The sequence below is a fragment of the Paraburkholderia aromaticivorans genome (assembly GCF_012689525.1).
GTDB lineage: Bacteria > Pseudomonadota > Gammaproteobacteria > Burkholderiales > Burkholderiaceae > Paraburkholderia > Paraburkholderia aromaticivorans_A.
This window is the reverse complement of record NZ_CP051516.1, coordinates 2,823,127-2,845,571: the sequence shown is the minus strand read 5'-3', so window position 1 is coordinate 2,845,571 and position 22,445 is coordinate 2,823,127. Positions and strand designations below refer to the sequence as shown.

Annotated in this window: 18 protein-coding genes; 15 read left to right on the top strand and 3 right to left on the bottom strand. The window is 63.5% G+C overall.

Annotated features, from left to right (window positions below; all coding sequences use genetic code 11):
* The first annotated feature begins 29 nt into the window (after positions 1–29).
* Positions 30–2,096: an NAD-dependent DNA ligase LigA gene (gene ligA / locus HF916_RS40935; protein ID WP_168794383.1), complete on the top strand. Its 2,067-nt coding sequence runs from the start codon at positions 30–32 to the stop codon at positions 2,094–2,096.
* Complete coding sequence (def, locus tag HF916_RS40930; RefSeq protein ID WP_168794382.1) at positions 2,093–2,626, top strand: peptide deformylase; 534 nt, start codon at positions 2,093–2,095, stop codon at positions 2,624–2,626. The genes ligA and def overlap by 4 nt, the downstream gene beginning before the upstream one ends.
* Before the next feature lie 117 nt (positions 2,627–2,743).
* On the opposite strand, the gene HF916_RS52170 is transcribed toward def, so the two are convergent.
* The 3 genes from HF916_RS52170 to map form a co-directional block, all read right to left on the bottom strand.
* The gene (locus HF916_RS52170) at positions 2,744–4,591 is read right to left on the bottom strand and encodes a pseudouridine synthase (protein WP_431311467.1); all 1,848 of its coding nucleotides are present in this window, start codon (positions 4,589–4,591) and stop codon (positions 2,744–2,746) included.
* Between the two features lie 486 nt (positions 4,592–5,077).
* Positions 5,078–7,657, bottom strand: coding sequence for a [protein-PII] uridylyltransferase (locus HF916_RS40920; RefSeq protein ID WP_168794380.1), 2,580 nt, complete (start codon positions 7,655–7,657; stop codon positions 5,078–5,080).
* A gap of 30 nt (positions 7,658–7,687) precedes the next feature.
* On the bottom strand, positions 7,688–8,497 hold the full coding sequence (gene map, locus HF916_RS40915) for a type I methionyl aminopeptidase (RefSeq protein WP_168794379.1): 810 nt from the start codon (positions 8,495–8,497) through the stop codon (positions 7,688–7,690).
* A 453-nt stretch (positions 8,498–8,950) separates the two neighbouring features.
* Here map and rpsB point away from each other — a divergent pair, with 453 nt between their 5' ends.
* The 13 genes from rpsB (at position 8,951) to lpxA (ending at position 22,443) form a co-directional block, all read left to right on the top strand.
* Positions 8,951–9,703: a 30S ribosomal protein S2 gene (gene rpsB / locus HF916_RS40910; RefSeq protein ID WP_168794378.1), complete on the top strand. Its 753-nt coding sequence runs from the start codon at positions 8,951–8,953 to the stop codon at positions 9,701–9,703.
* A gap of 206 nt (positions 9,704–9,909) precedes the next feature.
* On the top strand, positions 9,910–10,791 hold the full coding sequence (tsf, locus tag HF916_RS40905) for a translation elongation factor Ts (RefSeq protein WP_168794377.1): 882 nt from the start codon (positions 9,910–9,912) through the stop codon (positions 10,789–10,791).
* Positions 10,792–11,009: 218 nt separating this feature from the next.
* On the top strand, positions 11,010–11,723 hold the full coding sequence (gene pyrH / locus HF916_RS40900; RefSeq protein ID WP_012433446.1) for a UMP kinase: 714 nt from the start codon (positions 11,010–11,012) through the stop codon (positions 11,721–11,723).
* Between the two features lie 101 nt (positions 11,724–11,824).
* Positions 11,825–12,385, top strand: coding sequence for a ribosome recycling factor (frr, locus tag HF916_RS40895; RefSeq protein ID WP_054035184.1), 561 nt, complete (start codon positions 11,825–11,827; stop codon positions 12,383–12,385).
* Between the two features lie 65 nt (positions 12,386–12,450).
* The gene (gene uppS, locus HF916_RS40890; protein WP_168794376.1) at positions 12,451–13,233 is read left to right on the top strand and encodes a polyprenyl diphosphate synthase; all 783 of its coding nucleotides are present in this window, start codon (positions 12,451–12,453) and stop codon (positions 13,231–13,233) included.
* The gene (locus HF916_RS40885) at positions 13,227–14,048 is read left to right on the top strand and encodes a phosphatidate cytidylyltransferase (RefSeq protein ID WP_168794375.1); all 822 of its coding nucleotides are present in this window, start codon (positions 13,227–13,229) and stop codon (positions 14,046–14,048) included. The genes uppS and HF916_RS40885 overlap by 7 nt, the downstream gene beginning before the upstream one ends.
* Before the next feature lie 10 nt (positions 14,049–14,058).
* Positions 14,059–15,264: a 1-deoxy-D-xylulose-5-phosphate reductoisomerase gene (locus HF916_RS40880; protein ID WP_168794374.1), complete on the top strand. Its 1,206-nt coding sequence runs from the start codon at positions 14,059–14,061 to the stop codon at positions 15,262–15,264.
* 7 nt (positions 15,265–15,271) lie between these two features.
* Complete coding sequence (gene rseP, locus HF916_RS40875; RefSeq protein ID WP_168794373.1) at positions 15,272–16,657, top strand: RIP metalloprotease RseP; 1,386 nt, start codon at positions 15,272–15,274, stop codon at positions 16,655–16,657.
* A gap of 67 nt (positions 16,658–16,724) precedes the next feature.
* A complete protein-coding gene (gene bamA, locus HF916_RS40870; protein WP_168794372.1) occupies positions 16,725–19,028 on the top strand; it encodes an outer membrane protein assembly factor BamA in 2,304 nt (767 codons plus the stop codon).
* A 47-nt stretch (positions 19,029–19,075) separates the two neighbouring features.
* Positions 19,076–19,597: an OmpH family outer membrane protein gene (locus HF916_RS40865; protein ID WP_206002067.1), complete on the top strand. Its 522-nt coding sequence runs from the start codon at positions 19,076–19,078 to the stop codon at positions 19,595–19,597.
* 130 nt (positions 19,598–19,727) lie between these two features.
* Positions 19,728–20,852 carry a UDP-3-O-(3-hydroxymyristoyl)glucosamine N-acyltransferase gene (gene lpxD / locus HF916_RS40860; RefSeq protein WP_168794370.1) on the top strand — a complete coding sequence of 375 codons (1,125 nt, stop codon included), beginning with the start codon at positions 19,728–19,730 and terminating at the stop codon, positions 20,850–20,852.
* Between the two features lie 220 nt (positions 20,853–21,072).
* Entirely contained in the window at positions 21,073–21,537 is a 465-nt protein-coding gene (gene fabZ, locus HF916_RS40855; protein ID WP_006048683.1) for a 3-hydroxyacyl-ACP dehydratase FabZ, read from the top strand.
* Between the two features lie 117 nt (positions 21,538–21,654).
* The gene (lpxA, locus tag HF916_RS40850; protein ID WP_168794369.1) at positions 21,655–22,443 is read left to right on the top strand and encodes an acyl-ACP--UDP-N-acetylglucosamine O-acyltransferase; all 789 of its coding nucleotides are present in this window, start codon (positions 21,655–21,657) and stop codon (positions 22,441–22,443) included.
* Positions 22,444–22,445: the final 2 nt, after the last annotated feature.

The window sequence follows — 22,445 nt, the reverse complement described above, 5'->3', positions numbered from 1 at the left end:
TGAACTTCACTGAAGAACCTTCCGACAGCATGGCCCGAACCTCCGTCTCACATCCCGCAACCAACACCCCGGCGGAGCGTGCCGCGTGGCTGCGCGCGGAACTCGAACGCGCCAACTACGCGTACTACGTGCTCGACCAGCCGGACCTGCCTGACGCGGAATACGACAAGCTGTTCAAGGAACTGGAGCGCATCGAGACGGAGCATCCGGACCTGATCGTGCCGGATTCGCCCACCCAGCGTGTGGGCGGCGAGGCGGCGAGCGGTTTCGAGCAGGTCGTGCACGACCTGCCCATGCTATCGCTGAACAACGGTTTCGCCGATGAAGACATCGTCGCCTTCGACAAACGCGTCGGCGACGCGCTCGGCAAGAACGCGAGCGAGCCGCCGGTGCCGGTCGACTACGCGGCCGAGCTGAAATTCGACGGCCTCGCCATCTCGCTGCGTTACGTCGACGGCGCTTTCGTGCAAGCCTCCACGCGCGGCGACGGCACGACCGGCGAGAACGTCACCGAGAACGTCCGCACGATCCGCTCCATTCCGCTCAAGCTCAAGGGCAAACGTGTGCCGCATGTGCTCGACGTGCGTGGCGAAGTGCTGATGTTCAAGCGCGATTTCGAGCGCCTGAACGAACGTCAGCGGGCCGCGGAACAAAAGGAATTCGCCAATCCGCGCAACGCCGCGGCGGGCAGTTTGCGGCAGCTCGATTCGAAGATCACCGCGCAACGGCCGCTGTCGTTTTTCGCTTATGGCATCGGCGTGCTCGAAGGCATGGAGATGCCGGCCACGCACAGCGAATTGCTCGACTGGTACAAGGAACTCGGCTTGCCGGTGAATAGCGAGCGGGCAGTGGTGCAGGGCGCCGAGGGCTTGCTGGGCTTTTTTCACGGCGTCGGCGAGAAACGCGAGAACCTGCCGTACGACATCGACGGCGTGGTCTACAAGGTCAACCGGCGCGATGAGCAGGATGCGCTCGGCTTCGTGTCGCGCGCGCCGCGTTTTGCGCTGGCGCATAAATTCCCCGCGCAGGAAGCGCTGACCAAACTCGTCGCGATCGACGTGCAGGTCGGCCGCACCGGCGCGATCACGCCGGTGGCGCGACTGGAGCCGGTGTTCGTCGGCGGCGCGACGGTCACGAATGCCACGCTGCACAACGAAGACGAAGTGCGTCGGAAGGATATCCGCATCGGCGATACGGTGATCGTGCGGCGCGCCGGCGACGTGATTCCCGAAGTGGTGAGCGCGCTGCTCGACCGCCGCCCGGACGACGCCCGCGAATTCGTAATGCCCACGCAGTGTCCGGTGTGCGGTTCGAGCATCGAGCGCCTGCCGGATGAGGCGATCGCGCGTTGTACCGGCGGCCTGTTCTGTCCCGCGCAGCGCAAGCAGGCGCTGTGGCATTTCGCGCAGCGGCGCGCGCTGGATATCGACGGCCTCGGCGAAAAGATCATCGACCAACTGGTCGAGCAGAATCTGGTGCGTACGCCGGCCGATCTGTTCAACGTCGGCTTTGCAACGCTCGCCGAACTCGATCGCTTTGCGGAAAAGTCTGCGCAGAATCTGCTCGACTCGCTCGAAAAGGCCAAGCACACCACGTTGGCGCGCTTCATCTACGCGCTCGGCATCCGGCATGTGGGCGAATCCACGGCGAAAGACCTCGCCAAGCACTTCGGCTCGCTGGATCCGATCATGGACGCCTCGGTCGAAGCCTTGCTGGAGGTCAACGACGTGGGTCCGGTGGTCGCCGAGTCGATTCACCAGTTCTTCGCCGAGGAGCACAACCGCACGGTGATCGAGCAGTTGCGCGCGCCAGGCAAGGTCACGTGGTCCGAAGGGCCGCCCGCGCCTAAAGCGCCGCAGGGCGTGCTGGCCGGCAAGACGGTGGTGTTGACCGGCACCTTGCCGAGCCTTGCCCGCGAAGAGGCGAAGGAAATGCTGGAAGCGGCCGGCGCGAAAGTGGCCGGCTCTGTGTCGAAGAAAACGGACTATGTGGTGGCGGGGGCCGACGCGGGCAGCAAGTTGGCGAAGGCTGAGGAACTCGGCGTTCCCGTACTCGACGAAGATGGTATGCGTAAGCTCCTGGAGGGGCAGTTATGATCCGCGAAATTCTCAAGATGGGTGATCCGCGCCTTTTGCGCATTGCCGATCCGGTCGATCACTTCGACACGCCCGAACTGCATGAACTCGTCAAAGACATGTTCGAGACCATGCACGACGCAAACGGCGCGGGCCTTGCCGCGCCGCAGATCGGCGTCAATCTGCAGGTGGTGATCTTCGGCTTCGGGCACAACGAGCGCTATCCGGACGCGCCGCCAGTGCCGGAAACGGTGCTGATCAACCCGACCGTCACGCCAGTCTCGCTGGACATGGAAGAGGGCTGGGAGGGCTGCCTGTCGGTGCCGGGCCTGCGCGGCGCGGTGAGCCGTTTTTCGATGATCAAGTATCACGGCTTCGATCAATACGGCAAACCGATCGACCGTGTCGCCGAGGGCTTTCACGCGCGCGTCGTGCAACACGAGTGCGACCACCTGATCGGCAAGCTGTATCCGATGCGGATCAACGATTTCGCGAAGTTTGGCTTCACGGAAGTGCTGTTTCCGGATATGGACCCGAATAGCGACGATTGAAGCGGCTTGTGCTGCTTCGGTCACTGCGCTGGCATCTTCGGCTTGGCGCAGGGATAAAAAAACCCACGCGATTGCGTGGGTTTTTTGTTGAGGCGTCAGTCTGTCAGGCGCCCGGCTTCAGAACGACTCGTCCGGCGACAGATAACGCCATTGGCCCGGCGGCAGCGCGCCCAGCATCACTCGGCCCATGCGCACGCGCTTCAGGCCGATCACTTCGAGGCCGACCAGTTCGCACATGCGGCGAATCTGGCGCTTCTTGCCTTCGCGCAGCACGAAACGCAATTGCTCGCCGTTCTGCCAGTTCACTTGCGCGGGTTTCAGCGGCACGTCGTCGAGCGACAGGCCGTGGCACAGCAGCGCCAGACTCTCCGGCGGGAAGTGGTTTTCGACGTCGGTGGTGTGCTCGCCGAATGCCACGCGCACCAGATACTCCTTGTCGATCTCCGAATGACCGCCGATCAGTTGCTTGGCAATCCGGCCGTCTTGCGTCAGCACCAGCAGGCCCGTCGAATCGATGTCCAGACGGCCAGCCGGCGCGAGCTGGCGCAAATGCGCGACGGAGAAGCGGATGTCCGAGTGATCGCCTTCCCAGCGATTCTCCGGCGTGACCAGCGTGATGGCCGGCTGATAGCCGTCTTCCGCCTGACCTGAGACTAGACCCACCGTCTTATGGATCAGCACCGTCACCAGGCTCGATTGCGCGGCCTCGGCGGCGGGGTCGATTTCAATGCGCTGGTCCGGACGGACCTTGGTGCCGAGCGTGTCGATGCGCTCGCCGTCCACCAGCACCCAGCCTTTTTCGATCCACTCGTCGGCTTCGCGGCGTGAGCACATGCCGAGTTCGGACATCAGCTTGGACAGGCGCAGCGTGCCTGGCGCGTCTTCGTAGTCGCGACGCGGCGTGCGCGGAGCGGCATCGATTTCGCTGTCGCGCTCGGCTCGGGGCGCGCCGCGCGGCTTGTCGGCACGCGCGGGGCGGTCGTCGCCGAAACGGCGGCCGGCGGCCGGCAGCGTCTTGTCGAAGCTGCGGGCCGGGCGCTCGCCACGGTCGGTACGTTCAGTGCGGTCAGCACTGCGCGCCGGACGGTCGCCGAATTCGCGTTTGGCCGGGGCGCGTTCGCCGCGCTCGTCGCGCGGAGCGCTTGCCGGACGGTCCGCGCGGTCGCTGTATCCGGCTTTGGCGGGCTTGGCGAAGCTGCTGCGTTCGCCACGGTCCGATGTACCACGCTCGCCTTCAAAACGGCGCGGCGCGCTATCGCTGCGTGGCCCACGCTCGCCGCCGCGGCGGTCTTGCGGTGCGCCACGGTCGCTGTTGAAACGCGGGCGGTCGGATGCGTCGCGTTCACGGCGTTCCGGACGCTCGCCACGCGGACCGCCTTCCGACGGACGGCCTGCGCCCGGGCGCGCGCCGCTGAACGGACGGCGTTCGCCGTCGTCGCGGCGCGGGGTGCGATCGCCGACGCTGCGCGGCGGGCGTTCGCTGCGATCCGTGCTGGCTTCGAAGCGGCGGGGCGCGCGTTCGGCTCGGTCACCGGTTTCACGACGCGGCGCGCGATCACCGCGGTCGGCGGTGCCTTCGAAACGGCGCGGGGCGCGCTCGCCGCGGTCTGAAGTGCCTTCAAAGCGACGCGGAGCGCGTTCGGCTCGATCGCCTGCTCCTTCAAAACGGCGTGGCGCACGATCGGTGCGATCAGCACCGCCCTCAAACCGACGCGGAGCCCGTTCGCCGCGATCGCCTGCGCCTTCAAAACGGCGCGGCGCGCTACCCGTACGGTCACCACCACCTTCAAACCGACGCGGCGCGCCTTGGCTGCGCTCGCCATCCGCTCTGCGCGGCGCGCGTTCGCTGCGATCCGTGCCACCTTCAAATCGACGCGGCGCGCGTTCCGCAGCGTCCCGACGCGGGGCGCGGTCGCCGCTACCTTCAAACTGGCGCGGCGCCCGTTCACCGTCAGCCCTGCGCAGCGCCCGTTCGCTACGATCACCGCCGCCTTCAAACCGGCGCGGCGCGCGCTCGCCATCATCCCGACGCGGAGCACGATCGCCGCCGCCTTCGAAACGACGCGGTGCACCACCCGTGCCCTCACGACGCGGCGGTCGATCTGACGCCGCGCGCGGCGCACCACCTGCGCCCTCGCGACGCGGTGGTCGATCCGACGCCGCGCGCTGCGCGCCACCGGCGTCCCGCTCGCGCGAAAACGACCCTTCGGGCCTTGCAGGACGCGCAGGACGCGCGCCGGCACCGGCCGGCTTACCAGCGGCCGCCGGCCGCTTACCGCCGCCGGCCGCGCCAGCGCGTTCACCCCGCGCCCCGCCAGGTGCCGGCGTCGCCGGCCTGGGTCCTGCCGGGCGCGTCGGCTTACGCGCCGACGTGCTGCCGGTACGGACAGGGGCGCGTTCGGACGAAGCCGGCCGCGGGTGCTTGGCTGTTAATTTGACTCGCATGAAATCTCACACTGCGATCGCGCGCAGCAGTTCGGTCTCGACCTGAATTTGCAGGCGGCTGTCCGACAGACCGTGTCCATCCAGCAGGAACACGTCTTCGACGCGTTCGCCGAGCGTATTGATCCGCGCCGAAGCGACGCCGACCCGATGCTCGGCCAGCACACGCGCGATCGAATAAAGAAGGCCTGGCCGGTCGTTCGCCGACACGGACAGGATGTAATATTGGCCGCGCTCGTCGGCCCGAAGATCGACGCGCGGGGTCACAGGGAAGGTCCGCGACAGCCGCGACAAACGGCCTTTCGACGGTCCCGGAAGCAGGGTGCCGTCACCGGTGAGGCGGGCGGTCAGTTCCTGTTCGACCAGATTGGCAATATCGCGATAATGCACGTCTTCTTCGGTATGCGCGACGAGGAAATTATCGAGCGCGTACCCGTGACGGGTCGTGCTGACCCGTGCATCGAGCACCGACAGGCCATTACGGTCGAAATACGCGCAAATGCCGGCGAACAGATCCGGCTGGTCCTTCACGTACACCAGCACCTGGAGCGCCTCGCCGATCGGCGACGGACGGGCTCGAACGATCGGCGTGGGTGTTTCCACGTGGCGGTACAGCACACGCGTTTGCCAAGCGATATCCGCCGCGTCGTGACGCAGGAAATAGCCGATGTCGAGCTTGTCCCACAGCGCCTTCTGCGCGCCTTCCGGCACGGTTTCGAGGCGCAGCAGCGCGAGCGCTTCTTCCTGACGCGACTTCAGCTCCGAATGCGCATCCGGCCGCGCGCCGCCGAGCACGGCGAGCGTGGCGCGGTACAGGTCTTCCAGCAGCTTGCCTTTCCACGTGTTCCAGACTTTCGGGCTGGTGCCGCGAATGTCGGCTACGGTCAGCAGATAGAGCGCCGTGAGGCGCCGTTCGGTGCCGACCAGTTCGGCGAACCGCTTGATGACCTCCGGATCGCTCGTGTCCTGCTTTTGCGCGACCTGGCTCATGGTCAGATGTTGCTGGACCAGCCACACGACCAGTTCGCCGTCCTCGCCCTCGATGCCGTGATTGCGGCAGAAGCGCCGCGCGTCGGCCATGCCCAGCGTGGAATGGTCGCCGCCGCGGCCTTTGGCGATGTCGTGAAACAGCGCCGCCACGTACAGCACCCACGGCCGGTCGAAGTTGGCGATCAACTGGCTGCAGAACGGATATTCGTGCGCGTGTTCGGCCACCGCGAAGCGGCGCAGATTGCGCAGCACCATCAGGATGTGCTGGTCGACGGTGTAGACGTGATACAGATCGTGCTGCATCTGTCCGACGATGCGCCGGAAGTTCAGCAGATAACGCCCGAGCACGCTCGTCTGGTTCATCAAACGCAGCGCGTGGGTGATGCCGGCCGGCTGCTTCAGGATGGCCATGAAAAGGCGCCCGTTTTCCGGATCGCGCCGCCAGTGCTGGTCCATCACGTCGCGGGCGTTGTAGATCGCGCGCAGCGTGCGCGCCGACAGGCCCTTCACGCCGGGCGTCTGTTCGTACAGCAGGAAGGCTTCGAGGATCGCGTTCGGCTCGCGCTGGAACACGTCGTCGCTGGCGATTTCCAGCATGCCCTGCTTTTCGACGAAGCGCTCCGACAGCACGCGCGTGATGCCGCTCGTGCTGGGGAAGAGCTGCGCTTCGATGTTCTGGATCAGGATCGTAGCGAGCTGCGTGACCGCCTTGGCGGACCAGTAATAGCGGCGCATGAGCTGTTCGCTCGCGCGCTTGGTGGCGGTGGGCTTGTAGCCGAAACTTTCGGCCACCGCCGTTTGCAGGTCGAACACCATGATGTCCTGACGACGTCCGGCGGTCACATGCAGCCGGGCGCGCAACGCCTTCAGGAAACTCTCGTTACGGCGCAGTTCGCGCGCCTCACGCTCCGTGATCAGGCCGCGCGCTTCGAGTTCACGCCAGCTGCTGCCGAATCCGGCCGCCTGGGTGATCCACAGGATCAGTTGCAAATCGCGCAGGCCGCCCGGGCTTTCCTTGATATTGGGTTCGAGCGAGTAGGGCGTGTCCTGGAACTTCGCGTGGCGCTGGCGCATTTCCAGGACTTTGGCCTGGAAGAAGGCTTTCGGGTCGAGCGCTTCGCGGTAACGCTTCGCGAAGTCGTCGAATAGCTCGGCGCTGCCGGTAATGCGCCGCGCCTCGAGCAGCGAGGTGCGCACCGTGACGTCGTTGGCGGCTTCTTCGAGGCATTGCGACACGCTGCGCACACTGCTGCCGAGCTCCAGCCCCAAATCCCAGGCGAGGCTGATAAGGCGTTCGATGCGCGCTTCAAGATGCTCGATCGGCGCGTCGGGCAGCAGGACCAGAATGTCGATGTCGGAATGCGGCGCCAGTTCGCCACGCCCGTAGCCGCCCACGGCCACTAGCGCCAACTCGGCCGGCAGTTCGCAGGTGTTCCAGGCCGCGCGCAGGGAGTCGTCGGTAGCGCGCGCCAAGGAGGCCATCAAAGCGTCGACGTTGGTGGCCGTCTTGAAGCGTTCCAGCAGTTGGGCTTTGGCCACTTTGTACTCCGCCTTGAGCGACGTGGCAGGGGATTGGGCGACGGCTGGAACACTACTCATTGGCAGGGAGGCGGAGAGGTGGGAAGTCGGTCAGGCCGTGGCCGCGACGACCGGCGGACGCGCGGGCGTGCCGGCGGACACGGTCAGCACGTCGTAGCCGGTTTCGGTGACGAGGATGGTATGTTCCCACTGCGCCGACAGGCTGCGGTCCTTGGTCTTGACGGTCCACTGGTCCGGCATGGTGCGGATGTCGCGGCGGCCGGCGTTGATCATCGGTTCGATCGTGAAGATCATGCCGGTTTGCAGTTCGAGCCCGGTGCCGGGACGGCCGTAATGCAGGATCTGCGGGTCTTCGTGGAATACCGTGCCGATGCCGTGGCCGCAGTATTCGCGCACCACGCTGTAGCCCTGGCCTTCCGCATGCTTCTGGATCGCGTAGCCGATGTCGCCGAGATGCGCGCCCGGGCGCACCTGGTCGATGCCGACCCACATGCATTCAAAGGTGGTCTGGACGAGCCGCTTCGCCATGATCGAGCCTTCACCGACGATGAACATGCGGCTGGTGTCGCCGAAATAGCCTTCCTTGATGACGGTGACGTCGATATTGAGCGCGTCGCCGTTCTTCAGCGTCTTGTCGCCGGGAATGCCGTGGCAGATCACGTCGTTGACCGAAATACAGGTGGCCTTCGGATAGGGCGGGTAGCCTGGCGGCTGGTAATTCAGCGGTGCCGGAACCGTGCCCTGTTCCTTCAGCATGTATTCGTGGCACAGACGGTCGAGTTCGCCGGTCGTGATGCCGGCGGTGACGAACGGGGTGATGTAGTCGAGCACTTCGCTTGCCAGTTTGCAGGCGACGCGCATCTGCGCGATATCGTGTTCGTTTTTGAGCGTAATAGCCATGAGTCGGGCCTGAAATGCGATTATTGCAGGATTATCGCACCATATTCCGGCCGCCGCAGGCTTTTGCGACCGGGCCGGCGGCTTTCATAGACCCCCAGGCAGGCGCGTTCAAGGTGGCCGGCGTTCGCGCGGGTGCAACCCGGCGGCCATGCACAGGGCTACCGGGCAGGTTGAGTCGTGCAATAGTCGCGTGCTATAATCTTTGGCTGAGTCGATCTCTGTCTTACTTTATTCGTCCATGCGGACAAAAAAGCGGCAGGAACGGCTTCTCATAACGCCGGTTGCCTGCGCTATGAGGTAATGCGGAAGCGAAAGCGGAAGCATAAAAGGCAACAAAAGGCAGCAGACTCGCAAGCCGGCGCACCCAGGGTGTCCACCGCGTTCAGCCAAAAAAAGATGGCAACGCGGCCGATACGGCAGCCGGCTTAAGACCCAACCCTCGCGGAGATTTTCATGGCAGTTACCATGCGTCAAATGCTGGAAGCCGGTGTCCACTTCGGTCACCAAACGCGCTTCTGGAACCCGAAGATGGCCCCCTTCATTTTCGGTCATCGCAACAAGATTCACATTATCAACCTCGAAAAGACGCTGCCGATGTACAACGACGCGCTGAAGTACGCGCGTCAACTGGCAGCGAATCGCGGCACCATCCTGTTCGTCGGCACGAAGCGTCAGTCGCGCGACACGATCGCTGAAGAAGCGCAACGCGCTGGCATGCCGTTCGTCAACGCACGCTGGCTCGGCGGCATGCTGACCAACTTCAAGACGCTGAAGGTCTCGATCAAGCGCCTGAAGGACATGGAAGCAGCGCTGGAAGCAGGCGAAACCGAACGCATGAGCAAGAAGGAAGCGCTCCTGTTCGAACGCGAAATGGCCAAGCTGGTCAAGTCGATCGGCGGCGTGAAAGACATGGGCGGCATTCCGGACGCGATTTTCGTGGTCGACGTCGGCTACCACAAGATTGCCGTGACCGAAGCCAACAAGCTCGGCATTCCGGTCATCGCCGTGGTCGACACGAACCACTCGCCGGAAGGCATCGACTACGTGATCCCGGGTAACGACGACGCATCGAAGGCTGTCGCTCTGTACACGGCTGGCGTGGCTGACGCGATCGTCGAAGGCCGTGCGAGCGCGGTCAACGAAGTGGTGCAAGCTGCACGTGGTGGCGACGGCGACGAGTTCGTCGAGGTCAACCCGGAAGCGTAAAGCTGCCCCGTGTCCGGCAAAAAAGGGGGCTTTCTACAGGCCCCCTTTTTTTAGGCCGCGACATTGTAGTGGGGCGCTGCCGGCGGTGTCCGAGGTAGTGCTCAAAGCGTGGTGCGTAAAAAAGTACGCGGAACGCTGAAACGAATTCTTGCCGCCGGCATCGAAGTCCGGGCGGCGTGTGACAGACGGAACTCAAGGAGCAAATGATGGCGGCAATTACCGCAAGCATGGTTGCAGAACTGCGCGCAAAGACCGACGCGCCGATGATGGAATGCAAGAAGGCGCTGACGGAAGCCGACGGCGACATGGCGCGCGCTGAAGAGCTGCTGCGCGTGAAGCTGGGCAACAAGGCCAGCAAGGCAGCGTCGCGCGTGACGGCTGAAGGCGTGGTTGCATCGTTCATCGGCGGCAACGCGGGTTCGCTGGTCGAACTGAACTGCGAAACCGACTTCGTTTCGAAGAACGACGACTTCCTGGGTTTCTCGAAGAAGGTCGCTGAACTGGTCGCCACGCAAAACCCGGCTGACGTCGCGGCGCTGGCGGCACTGCCGCTGGAAGGCTCGACGGTCGACGCAGTGCGTTTGGCACTGGTCGGCAAGATCGGTGAAAACCTGTCGATCCGCCGTTTCGTGCGTTTCGACACGGTCAACAAGCTGGCAGCGTACCTGCACGGCACGCGTATCGGCGTGCTGGTCGAGTACACCGGCGCGGACGAGCAGGTCGGCAAGGACGTCGCAATGCACATCGCCGCGATGAAGCCGGTTTCGCTGTCGTCGGACGACGTGCCGGCGGATCTGATCGCCAAGGAACGCAGCATTGCTGAACAGAAGGCTGCGGAATCGGGCAAGCCGGCTGAAATCGTCGCCAAGATGGTCGACGGCAGCGTGCAGAAGTACCTGAAGGAAGTGTCGCTGCTGAACCAGACGTTCGTTAAGAACGACAAGCAGACGATCGAACAGATGCTGAAGGCTGGCAACTCGAGCGTGCAGAAGTTCGCGCTGTTCGTGGTCGGCGAAGGCATTGAGAAGAAGCAGGACGACTTCGCAGCTGAAGTGGCCGCTCAAGTCGCTGCTGCAAAGCAACAATAAGCATCACGTAAGCTTCACTGCAATATCGTTGGACCCGCGGCGGAGCAAGACTTTGCCGCGGTCGGCAGCGCCGCAAGGCTGCGCGCGGGTTGACCCTCGTGGCGCACGCCGCCGGCGAACTCCAGGGTTCGTCAATTTGGCGACGCTTGCCCGAATCAGCATTTCACCCCTACATTAGTCCCTTGTTGTTGCCTGTTCTGCGCGATCTGGATACCCCTATGCCCACTGCCTATAAACGCGTCCTGCTCAAACTCTCCGGTGAAGCTCTGATGGGCGACGATGCCTTTGGCATCAATCGCGCGACCATCGAACGAATGGTGGCGGACGTGGCCGAAGTGGTCCGTCTCGGAACGCAGTTGGCCGTGGTGATCGGCGGCGGCAATATTTTCCGCGGCGTCGCGGGCGGCGCGGCGGGTATGGATCGCGCCACGGCCGACTACATGGGCATGCTGGCCACCATGATGAACGCGCTGGCGCTGCAGGATGCCATGCGCCACGCCGGCATCGAGGCGCGCGTGCAATCGGCGCTGCGCATGGACCAGGTGGTCGAGCCGTACATCCGGCCCCGCGCGATTCGCCAGCTCGAAGAAGGCAAAGTCGTGATTTTCGCGGCCGGCACCGGCAACCCGTTCTTTACGACCGACACGGCCGCCGCCTTGCGCGGCTCGGAAATCGGCGCGGAAGTCGTGCTGAAAGCAACCAAGGTAGACGGCGTTTATTCCGCCGACCCGAAGAAAGACCCGAGCGCGACGCGTTACACCACGATCAGCTTCGACGAGGCGATCGGCCGCAATCTGCAGGTGATGGACGCCACGGCGTTCGCGCTGTGCCGCGACCAGAAACTGCCGATCCGGGTGTTTTCGATCGTCAAACCGGGCGCACTTAAGCGCATCGTACAAGGCGACGACGAGGGTACCCTCGTCCACGTGTAAACTCTCGTTCACATAACGTGGGCTTTAGCGCGAGCCCGGGGCCGCCGCATCTTGCGCGTGCTGGCCGGCTCGCACCGTTTTGAAGGTTCGGAGGTTTAAAAATGTCTGTGGCTGATATCAGGAAGGGCGCTGAACAAAAGATGCAGCGCTCCATCGACGCGTTCAAGAACGACCTGTCGAAGATCCGCACGGGCCGTGCGCATACGGGCCTGCTCGATCACATCCAGTGCGACTACTACGGTTCGCCGGTGCCGATTTCGCAAGTCGCGAACCTGACGCTGATCGACGCACGCACGATCGGCGTGCAGCCGTGGGAAAAGAAGATGGTGCAGGTCGTCGAAAAGGCGATCCGCGAGTCGGACCTCGGTCTGAACCCGGCCACGCAAGGCGACGTGATCCGCGTGCCGATGCCCGCGCTCACCGAAGAACGCCGCCGCGAACTGACCAAGGTGGTCAAGAGCGAAGCGGAAACGGCCAAGGTGGCGGTGCGCAACCTGCGTCGCGACGCCAACGAGCAGTTGAAAAAGCTCGTGAAAGATAAGGAAATTTCGGAAGACGACGAGCGTCGTGCAGGTGACGACGTTCAGAAGCTGACGGACAAGTTCGTCACCGAAATCGACAAGCTCGTCGTGACGAAAGAAGCCGAGATCATGACGGTCTGAGGCCGGTCGCTTCAGCACTTTCACGATTTTTACTTCTTTATTTTGCAGTCACTGTCCCGACGGCCATGACCTACACCAGTTCAACCGTGCGCGTGCCTGATGTCGCCGCGGTGCCGCGACATATCGCGATCATCATGGACGGCAACGGCCGTTGGGCCACCCAGCGGCGCTTGCCGCGCGTGGCGGGCCATACGCGCGGCGTCGACGCGGTGCGCGCGGCCGTCGAGGCCTGCGCCCGTCAGGGTGTCGAATATCTGACGCTGTTCGCTTTCAGCTCGGAAAACTGGCGCCGTCCGAACGACGAAGTGTCGTTCCTGATGCGCCTGTTTGTGACCGCGCTGGAGCGCGAGATCGGCAAGCTGCATGCGAACGGCATCCGTTTGCGCGTGGTGGGAGATCTATCCCGCTTCGATACGCGCATCCGCGACCTGATCAGGCGCGCGGAGACCAAAACCACGCGCAATACCCGTCTTACGCTGACGATCGCCGCGAACTACGGCGGCCGCTGGGACATCATGCAGGCCACCCGCAAGCTCGCCGAACAGTCGGCGCTGGCGGGTAAGGCGGTCGAGGTGACCGAGGACTCGTTCGCCGAGCACCTCTCCATGGCTTATGCGCCGGAGCCGGACCTCTTCATCCGCACCGGCGGCGAGCGTCGCGTCAGCAACTTCCTGCTGTGGCAGCTCGCGTACACCGAGTTCTACTTTACCGACACGTTCTGGCCGGATTTCGACGCCGACGCGCTCGGCCACGCCATCGCTTCGTACGCGGAGCGTGAACGCCGCTTTGGCCGCACCAGTGCTCAACTCGAGCCGCAATCGCAAAACGTCGATTCGCTTCCATGCTAAAAACCCGTGTCATCACGGCGATCATCCTGCTGGCAGTGTTCCTGCCGGTCACGTTGTTCGCGCCGGTGGGCGCGTTCGGCGCGCTGATCGCTTTTGTCGTCGTGTTCGCCGCATGGGAGTGGGCGCGCCTGCTCAAGCTGGGCGGCGCGGGCCCCGTGATTTACGCGCTGGTGGCGGCGGTGGCGCTGGTCGCAAGCACGCGGCTCGGCGCCGGTATCGAGCAGGCCAGGCCGCTCTTCCAGGCAGCCGCTATTTTCTGGGTGATCGCCGGTCCGTTCGTGCTGCTGCGCAAGCCCACGCTCGCGCAGGGTGCCTGGCGTCCCTTCCTGTTTCTTGCCGGCATTGTGGTATTCGTCGCGTGCTGGCATGCTCTCGTCGCCGCGCGCATGCAGGGTGTGCCGTTCGTGCTGTCGCTGCTGCTATTGGTATGGGTGGCCGATATCGGCGCATACTTCTCCGGAAAAGCGTTCGGAAAGCACAAGCTGGCGCCTGCCATCAGTCCGGGTAAGACTTGGGAGGGCGCGATCGGCGGCTGGCTGGTGGTGATGATCGTCGCGGCGGCGGCGGTCTTTTTGCATGCGTTCGAGCCGACCCTGTATTCTGCGCTGCTGGCGCATTGGGGCGCCGTGCGTACGCTGCTCGCGCTGACCTTGCTGGTGGCATTCAGCGTGGTGGGCGACCTGTTCGAATCGATGATGAAACGCCAGGCCGGTGTGAAAGATTCAAGCGGCCTGTTGCCGGGGCACGGCGGCGTGCTCGATCGCATCGATGCCTTGTTGCCGGTGCTGCCGCTTGCCATGCTGCTGCTCGGCTAGAGAAAGAGATATGCAAAAACGTCTGACATTGCTCGGTTCCACGGGCTCGATTGGAGACAGCACGCTCGACGTCGTCGCGCGTCATCCCGAGCGTTTTTCGATTTATGCGTTGAGCGCGCATCGCAACGGCGACAAGCTCGTCGAGCAATGCCTGCGCTTTCAACCTGAAGTCGCGGTGGTCGGCGACGCCGGCACGGCCGCAAGCGTCGCGGCGAAATTGCGCGAGGCGGGTTGCAAGACCGAGGTCACGTATGGACCGCAGGCGCTCGTCGACGTGTCGAAGAGCGCCGGCTGCGATACGGTGGTGGCGGCGATCGTCGGCGCGGCCGGCCTTGCGCCGAGCCTCGCCGCCGCGCGCGCCGGCAAGCGTATCCTGCTCGCCAACAAGGAAGCGCTGGTCATGTCCGGCGCGATCTTCATGGACGCGGTGCGCGACAACGGCGCCGTGCTCCTGCCGGTCGACAGCGAACACAACGCGATTTTCCAATGCCTGCCGCGCGAAGCCGAGCTGCACGGCGGCGTCTCCAAGATTATTCTGACCGCGTCGGGCGGCCCGTTCCGCACCCGCGAACCGGCCACGCTCGTCGACGTCACGCCGGAAGAAGCCTGTAAGCATCCGAACTGGGTCATGGGCCGCAAGATTTCGGTCGACTCGGCCACCATGATGAACAAGGGTCTCGAAGTGATTGAGGCGCACTGGCTGTTCGGTCTGCCGGGCGAGCGCATCGAGGTGCTGATTCACCCGCAAAGCGTGATCCACTCGATGGTGTCCTACGCCGACGGTTCGGTGCTCGCACAACTCGGCAATCCCGACATGCGCACGCCGATCGCGCACGCGCTGGCGTTTCCGGATCGCGTCGATTCGGGCGTGGCGCAACTCGATCTGCTGCAGGTCGCCTCGCTCTCGTTCGAAAAGCCGGATTACACGCGCTTTCCGTGTCTCGCACTTGCCGTGAAGGCGCTGGCCGAGGGTGGCCTGGCAAGCGCGGCGCTGAACGCCGCGAACGAAATTGCGGTTGAAGCGTTCCTTGCGCGCCAGATCGGTTTCATGACGATTGCCAAGGTGGTCGATGCGGTGCTCAACGCGTTGCCGAACCGCAGCGCGCACGCGCTCGAAGACGTGATCGAAGCGGATGCCGCAGCGCGTCGCGCCGCTGCCGAATTCATCGCGCGTCTGCCCGACGGCGCCCGTCGCACGGAACGCGCCGTCCAGTGAGGCGCACATGAACCTGCTGATCGAACTGCTCGCCTTCGCGGTCGCGATTGGCGTACTTGTGGTCGTCCACGAATATGGGCATTACAGCGTGGCGCGTCTGTGCGGCGTCAAGGTGCTGCGTTTTTCGATCGGCTTCGGCAAGCCGCTGTTCCAGTGGGTGAGTCCGAAGACGGGCACCGAATGGATCATTGCCGCGCTGCCGCTCGGCGGCTACGTGAAGATGCTCGACGAGCGCGAAACGGGCGCTGAGCCGATCCCCGCCGAAGCATTGCCGCATGCGTTCAACCGGCAGTCGGTGTGGCGCCGTTTTGCGATTGTCGCGGCCGGTCCGGTCGCGAATTTCCTGTTGGCCATCGTGCTGTTCGCGCTCGTCTTCGCCTCCGGCGTGACGGAGCCGGCAGCGGTGGTCGCGGCGCCCGCGCCGAATACGCCTGCGGCTGTTGCCGGTTTCGACGGCGGTGAAACGATTGTTGCCGTGCGTGCCGAGAACGCTGGCGAATCCGAGCCGGTGCGCTCATGGTCGGACCTGCGTTGGAAGTTGCTGGGTGCGGCATTCGATCACAAGCGCGTCGTGCTGAGTGCGAAAGATGCGCACGGTACGTCGGATTTTCAGCTCGATCTGCGCGGCCTCAGCGAGAAGGACGTCGACGATGATTTCATGTCGCATCTCGGTTTCGAACCGGGCGGTGGCAAGCTGACGGTCGCGGGTGTGCAGCCGGGCAGCGCGGCGCAAAAGGCAGGGCTGATCGCGGGTGATCGTCTGCGTGCCGTCGACGGTATTCCGACTGATAACGCCACGGCCTTCATCGCTTATGTAAAATCGCACGCCGGCAAAGCGGTGACGCTGCAGGTCGAGCGCGGCGGTAAGGCGGCGGGCAAGCTCGAAGAAGTGAACATCGTGCCGCAGGCACAGCGCGATGAAACAACGGGGCAGCAGATCGGCCGCATCGGCGCGGAACTGGCCACGCAAGTGCCGTCGATCGACGTGCATTACGGTCCGGTTGAAAGCCTGCAGTTGGGTGCGCGCCGCACGTGGGATCTCGCGGTTTACTCGGTGCGCATGTTCGGCAGGATGGTGGTCGGCGAGGCGTCGCTGAAAAATCTTTCCGGTCCGGTGACGATCGCCGATTACGCAGGAAAGAGCGCACGTCTAGGTCCTTCTGCATTCCTGTCGTTCCTGGCCCTTGTCAGTATTAGCCTTGGCGTACTGAACCTGTTACCAATTCCGGTATTGGACGGGGGTCATCTGTTATATTATTTGGTTGAAGCTGTGACCGGTAAAGTTGTCTCCGATCGCTGGCAACTCGTTTTTCAGAGGGCGGGTCTCGCCTGCATCGTCGCATTGTCGGCGATCGCGCTGTTCAACGATCTGGCTCGTTTAATCCATTTTTAAAGTGTTCGGCGGCGTTCACGATGGCGACCGCCCGACCTGATGCAGCTATACACACTGGGGAAGCACGTTGTTTAAACCTCATCGCTTTGTTCCAAAGACGGTTATAGCCGCGGCATTCGCCGCGCATGGGCTGGTTGCTCACGCAACGACGCCCTTCGTGGTGCAAGACATCCGGATCGAGGGATTGCAACGCGTCGAACCTGGTACCGTGTTCGCCTACCTGCCCATCAAGCAAGGCGACACTTTCAGCGACGACAAGGCATCGGAGGCCATTCGCGCCCTGTATGCCACGGGCTTCTTCAACGACGTCAAGATCGCGACCGAAGGTAACGTCGTCATCGTGCAGGTGCTGGAACGTCCGGCCATCGGCACGATCGACTTCGCCGGCATTCATGAGTTCGACAAGGAAAACCTGACCAAGGCGCTGCGCGCCGTGGGTTTGTCGCAAGGCCGTTACTACGACAAAGCGTTGGTCGACAAGGCCGAGCAGGAACTGAAGCGTCAGTATCTGACGCGCGGCTACTACGCCGCTGAAGTCACCACCACGATCACGCCGATCGACCGCAATCGCGTGTCGGTGCTGTTCTCGGTGGCCGAAGGTCCGAGCGCGAAGATCCGCCAGATCAACTTCATCGGCAACAAGGTGTTCAGCACGGGTACGCTGCGCGACGAAATGCAGTTGTCCACGCCGAACTGGTTCTCGTGGTACACGAAGAACGACCTGTACGCGAAAGACAAGCTCACCGGCGACCTCGAAAACGTCCGCTCGTATTATCTGAATCGCGGCTATCTCGAGTTCAACATCGAGTCGACCCAGGTGTCGATCACGCCGGACAAGAAGGACATGTATCTGACGGTCACGCTGCACGAAGGCGAGCCGTACACGATTTCGAATATCAAGCTGGCGGGTAATCTGCTCGATCGCGAGCCGGAGCTGGCCAAGCTCATCAAGATCAAACCGGGCGACCGCTTCTCGGCTGAAAAGCTGCAAGCTACCACCAAGGCTATCGTCGACAAGCTGGGCGAGTACGGCTATGCGTTCGCTACCGTCAATGCGCAGCCGCAGATCGATCAGGCCAATCACAAGGTCGACCTGACGCTGCAGGTGGACCCGAGCCGTCGCGTCTACGTGCGCCGCATCAACGTGGTCGGCAACACGCGTACGCGTGACGAAGTGGTGCGCCGCGAAATGCGCCAGCTCGAAAGCTCGTGGTTCGATTCGAACCGCCTCGCGCTGTCGAAAGACCGGATCAACCGTCTCGGCTACTTCACGGATGTCGACGTGACCACGGTGCCCGTCGAAGGCACGCCGGACCAGGTCGATGTCGACGTCAAGGTGGCCGAAAAACCGACCGGCGCGATCACGCTGGGTGCGGGCTTCTCGTCGACTGACAAGGTGGTGCTGTCGGCCGGCGTGTCGCAAGACAACGTGTTCGGTTCGGGCACGAGTCTCTCGGTGAACGTGAATACCGCCAAGACGTACCGTACGTTGACGGTCACGCAGGTCGACCCGTACTTCACGGTCGACGGCATCAAGCGCATTACCGACGTCTACTACCGTACGTATCAGCCGCTGTACTACTCGACGGATTCGAGCTTCAAGATCGTCACGATCGGTGGCGACCTGAAGTTCGGCATTCCGTTCTCGGAAGTCGACACGGTGTACTTCGGTGCCGGCCTCGAGCAGAACCAGCTGGACATCGACGCGAACACGCCGCAGAGCTACATCGACTACGTGCACGAGTTCGGCCGCGTGTCGAACAACGTGCCGATCACCGTGGGCTGGTCGCGCGACGCGCGTGACAGCGCGCTGGTACCGAGCCGTGGCTACTTCACGCAGGCGAACGCCGAATACGGTACGCCGATCGGTGGCACGCAGTACTACAAGGCCGACATCAACGCGCAGTACTATTATTCGTTTTCGCGTGGGTTCGTGCTGGGCTTCAACTTCCAGGGCGGTTACGGTAACGGTCTCGGCGGCAAGCCTTATCCGATTTTCAAGAACTACTATGCGGGCGGTATCGGTTCGGTGCGGGGCTACGAGCCGAGCTCGCTGGGTCCGCGCGACGCCAAGACGAACGACCCGATCGGCGGCTCGAAGCTGCTGGTGGGTAACATCGAATTGACGTTCCCGCTGCCGGGCACGGGCTACGACCGCACGTTGCGTGTCTTCACGTTCCTCGACGCCGGTAACGTCTGGGGCACGGAAGGCAACAGTATCGGCGCTAATGGCCTGCGTTACGGCTACGGTGTGGGTCTGGCGTGGATCTCGCCGATTGGCCCGCTCAAGCTCAGCCTGGGCTTCCCGCTCACGAAGCACGAAGGCGACCAGTATCAGAAATTCCAGTTCCAGATCGGGACGGCATTCTGATCGGGCTGCAGGCGGCGCGGCCAAACTACAGTATCGAGAGGATGACTTTGCTAACCGGTATGTTTTCGAAACGTGTGGCGTGCGCGCTGGCGCTGGCAATGACCTTGGGTGTCGGGGTCGCGCATGGGCAGGAGGCCAGGATCGCGGCGGTAAATTCCGACCGCATCCTGCGCGAATCCGCTGCCGCGAAGGCCGCGCAGGTCAAGCTCGAGGCCGAGTTCGCCAGGCGTGACAAGGACCTTGCCGACATGGCGCAGAAGCTGAAATCGATGTCCGATTCGCTCGACAAGAACGGCGCGTCCATGTCGCCGGCCGATCGCGCGCAGAAGCAGCGGGATCTGTCGCAACTGGACACGGACTTCCAGCGCAAGCAACGCGAGTTTCGTGAGGATCTGAATCAGCGCCGCAATGAAGAACTGGCGGCGGTGCTCGACCGCGCCAACAAGGTGATCAAGCAGATCGCCGAGGCGCAGCACTACGACCTGATCGTTCAGGAAGCGGTGTACGTGAGCCCGCGCATCGATATTACCGATCAGGTGCTCAAGGCGCTGGCGGCGTCGGGTAACTGAACGCGGCTGGCGGGCTGAAAGGCCCGGCAGTAGATCTGACAAGTCGGACTGGACGGTAGCAACCAGCTTGCATGGGACCCGAGTAAGCGCTAAAGCGCTAACTCTGGTCGACACAGGAGACAGGATAGGCATGGCATTTACGCTCGAGGACATCGTCCAGCAGTTCGGCGGTGAAGTAGTCGGAGACGGTTCGCAGCGCGTCGGCAGTCTCGCGCCGCTCGACCAGGCAGGCCCGGACCAGCTGGCGTTCCTCGCCAATCCGAAGTACCTGTCGCAGGTCGAAACGACCCGTGCGGGCGCGGTGTTGATCAACGCCGACGACCTTGCCAAGCTCGCTTCCCGCGAGAAGCGTAACTTCATCGTCACGCCGAATCCGTACGCTTACTTCGCGCGCGTCGCGCAAACCTTCATCGACCTCGCTGCGCCCAAGGCGGCGCCCGGCGTGCATCCGAGCGCGAGCATCGACCCGTCGGCGCAAATCGCCGCGAGCGCGGTGGTCGGCCCGCACGTCACGGTGGAAGCGGGCGCGGTGATCGGCGAAAACGTGCGCCTCGACGCCAATGTCGTGATCGGCCGTGGCACGCGCATCGGCGCGGGCTCGCATCTTTATCCCAATGTCGCGGTGTACCACGGTTGCAAGCTCGCCGAGCGCGTGATCGTGCACGCGGGCGCGGTGATCGGCTCGGACGGTTTCGGCTTCGCACCGGATTTCATCGGCGAGGGTGAGGCGCGTACCGGCAGCTGGGTGAAGATTCCGCAGGTCGGGGGCGTGTCGATCGCGGCAGACGTCGAAATCGGCGCGAACACCACCATCGACCGTGGCGCCATGGCGGACACGATCATCGAAGAGTGCGTGAAGATCGACAACCTGGTGCAGATCGGCCACAACTGCAAGGTCGGCGCTTATACGGTGATTGCCGGCTGCGCGGGCATCGCGGGCAGTACGACCATCGGGCGTCATTGCATGATCGGCGGCGCTGTCGGGATTGCCGGGCACGTCACGCTGGCCGACTATGTGATCGTCACGGCGAAGTCGGGCGTCTCGAAGTCGCTGCTCAAGCCTGGTATGTACACCAGTGCCTTCCCGGCCGTGAACCATGCAGACTGGAACAAGAGCGCGGCGTTGCTGCGCAATATCGACAAACTCCGCGATCGTATCAAGGCGCTTGAAAACGCCGCGGCTGAGAGGCAAGACAAGCCGGCGGCGCATGGAGAAAATGCGGCAACGAGCAATGCCGCAGGCGACAAAGTCTGAACGATCGAGGCAACTCGCAAGGCAACTGGCCAAGCATTTCGCAGGGCAACCTGCCGGCACCGCGTAAAATGGCGGGCAAGCATCAGGAAGCAAAGTCGGTTGCCGTGACCGGGTGGCGCGGCCGCCGGGTCACGGCAAGCGCCGGCAGCACGCGTTACCAACCCACCTGCACCAGCATCCGCATTCATCACCGCGCAGTCAATGCGTGAGCAGAAACACCATGAGCACCGAAAAAATCAATCTCGACATTCATAAGATTCTCACGCTGCTGCCACATCGTTACCCGATCCTGCTGGTCGACCGGGTGCTCGAACTCGAGCCGCACAAGAGCATCAAAGCGTTGAAGAACGTGTCGATCAACGAACCGTATTTTCAGGGTCATTTTCCGACCCGTCCGGTGATGCCGGGCGTGCTGATTCTCGAAGCGCTCGCGCAAACGGCGGCCCTGCTGACGTTTTCGGAAGAGCCGAGCGACCCGTCGAACACGCTGTATCTGTTCGTCGGCATCGACAACGCGCGTTTCAAGCGCGTGGTGGAACCGGGTGATCAGCTGATCCTGAACTGCACGTTCGAGCGTCACATGCGCGGCATCTGGAAGTTCAAGGCGCGCGCCGAAGTGGATGGCGTGGTCGCGGCGGAAGCCGACCTGATGTGCGCGGTGCGGCACACGGACAAGGACGCTTAAACGCACTAAGCGCCAGGCGCTTAAGCCAGCGTCCGGGCGGTCGGCGGCGTCACGCGCGCGCGGACTTTCCGCCAGATGCCCATCCAGACAACGCAACAGAATCAGAAGCGAGGACGCATGAGCAGGATTCATCCCACTGCGATCGTCGAGCCGGGCGCACAACTCGACGAATCCGTCGAAGTCGGACCGTATGCCGTGATCGGCGCACATGTGACGATCGGCGCGCGGACCACGGTCGGTTCGCACAGCGTGATCGAAGGTCACACCACGCTCGGCGAAGATAACCGGATCGGCCACTACGCATCGGTCGGCGGCCGTCCGCAGGACATGAAGTACAGGGACGAGCCGACCCGGCTCGTGATCGGCAACCGCAACACGATCCGCGAATTCACCACGATCCACACCGGCACGATGCAGGATGCGGGCGTCACCACGCTCGGCGACGACAACTGGATCATGGCGTACGTGCACATCGGGCACGATTGCCACGTCGGCAACAACGTCATTCTGTCGAGCAACGCGCAGATGGCCGGCCACGTCACGATCGGCGACCACGCGATCGTCGGAGGCATGTCGGGCGTGCATCAGTTCGTGCGCATCGGCGCGCATTCCATGCTGGGCGGCGCATCGGCGCTGGTGCAGGACATTCCGCCGTTCGTGATCGCCGCCGGCAACAAGGCCGAGCCGCACGGCATCAACGTCGAAGGTCTGCGCCGCCGTGGTTTCTCGCCGGACGCGATCTCGGCGCTGCGCGCGGCGTATCGCGTGTTGTACAAGAACGGCCTGTCGCTTGAAGAAGCGAAGGTGCAGTTGCGCGAACTCGCGACCGCGGGCGGCGATGGCGATGCGCCGGTGCAGACGCTGCTTGCGTTCGTCGAAGCGTCGCAACGCGGCATCATCCGCTAAGC